Origin of the sequence: uncultured Campylobacter sp. (assembly GCF_938030685.1) — a bacterium.
GTDB lineage: Bacteria > Campylobacterota > Campylobacteria > Campylobacterales > Campylobacteraceae > Campylobacter_B.
On record NZ_CALHHX010000161.1, the window covers coordinates 1 to 1,419 of the forward strand.

Sequence of the window (1,419 nt, forward strand, 5' to 3'; positions counted from 1 at the left end):
ATAGGTCGCAAAAATAGCATAAAAAATCTTAAACCCGCTTAACGGATGAAATTTTAATAAAATTTAGCGTAAAATAAGGGGCAAAATTTCGGCAAAATCAAATTTGGAGTTAAATTTTGGATATTGACAGAGCGATAGAGGAGCTAGCAAAAAAGCAGCAGCAGTGCAAGATAAAATTTCTAAAACCGCTGATTTTATTGCTATGTATCGCGGTTTTTTCCGTCGGCTGGTTTATCCACGGCTTGATCCAAAACGAATAATCCTCCGCCGTGCTGATGTCCGCGATGATCCCGATAATTGCGGTAAGCTGCGTATGGGGGATTTATGATGATTCTATCGCCAAGTGGGAGTACAACGCCTTTTACAAAGACGCTTTCATTCGCGCCATCATTTCAGATATTGATCCCGCCTTTAGATACGAGCCGCAAAGCGGCATAGACGAAGAAGAGCTCCGCAAAACGGGCATCTATCCGAATAATGAATTCGTAGCCGAGGATCAGATAAACGGCGTGTATAAAGGGGTGAAATTTAGCCTAAGCGAGGCGATAAAAATCTATGAAACGCGAGAATCTATGAGGCTTGTAGAGTTATCTCAAAGGTCCAAGAGCGATCTTTCCGCGGCTTTTTTGCTATCGGCGATCGCGCTTTGGAACGCTTGGAGGCTCGGCGAATATGTGCAGGCCTTTAGCGGCTCGGTTTTGGTGTGCGAGTTTTATAAGAAATTTAAGGGACAAACCATCATCGCGGACCGCTCGCCAGGCACCAAATTTTTAGGCGATCAGGAGCTGATGGACGACGTGATTTTCGGAGAGGAATTTCGCGTGTTCGCAAGCGATAAGATCGAGGCGCGGTATCTTTTGACGCCTAGCTTTATGGGGCGTCTCGGGGCTTTAAAGCTTAAGCTTGCGCCCAAGATCGCTCTTAGCGCGGCGTTTATGGACGGTAAATTTTATCTATTTTTAAACGGCGCGAAAAACCGTTTCGAAGCTGCGCTGTTTTCGCCGCGCACTACGTCAAAAGACGCCGAGCGGATAAAGGCCGAGGTTTTGCAGCTTCTTGGTATCATTGACGAGCTGCGTTTGAATGAAGGATTTTTTGGCGGCGCAAGCGAGAGCGGCGAGCCTACGAATAGCCCGCCACCCGGCGGCGAAGAGCTACAGAGATTGCGCGATAAAGGCTTAAGCTCGCGCGATCGCTAAGCGGGATAAATTTACGCTTTTCGTAAAATTTTAATCTCATCGCCCGCGTCTTTAAATTTAGCGTTTCTTGAAATTTAATACGGCGCAAGCGAGCAAATTTTACCGCTTGCGGTAGTAGCTTGAAATTTTAAAATTTGATCTCGCACACGGCAAGATATGCGATGAAATTTTACTCGTTGTTTCCCGCGATCGTTTCGATTAGTTTGCGTTTGTTGCGGCG

At 46.2% G+C, this 1,419-nt stretch carries 2 protein-coding genes; both read left to right on the plus strand.

Translation table 11 applies throughout. From position 1 onward, the window contains the following. The first annotated feature begins 116 nt into the window (after nt 1-116). Entirely contained in the window at nt 117-260 is a 144-nt protein-coding gene (locus tag Q0369_RS07205) for a hypothetical protein (RefSeq protein WP_298097951.1), read from the plus strand. A 24-nt stretch (nt 261-284) separates the two neighbouring features. Continuing rightward, on the plus strand, nt 285-1,199 hold the full coding sequence (locus tag Q0369_RS07210; RefSeq protein ID WP_298097953.1) for a DUF3137 domain-containing protein: 915 nt from the start codon (nt 285-287) through the stop codon (nt 1,197-1,199). Nucleotides 1,200-1,419: the final 220 nt, after the last annotated feature.

Bases quoted from the DNA above. Each gene is read 5' to 3' on its own strand.
- Q0369_RS07210 (WP_298097953.1), top strand. From the start codon at position 285: ATGATCCCGATAATTGCGGTAAGCTGCGTATGGGGGATTTATGATGAT.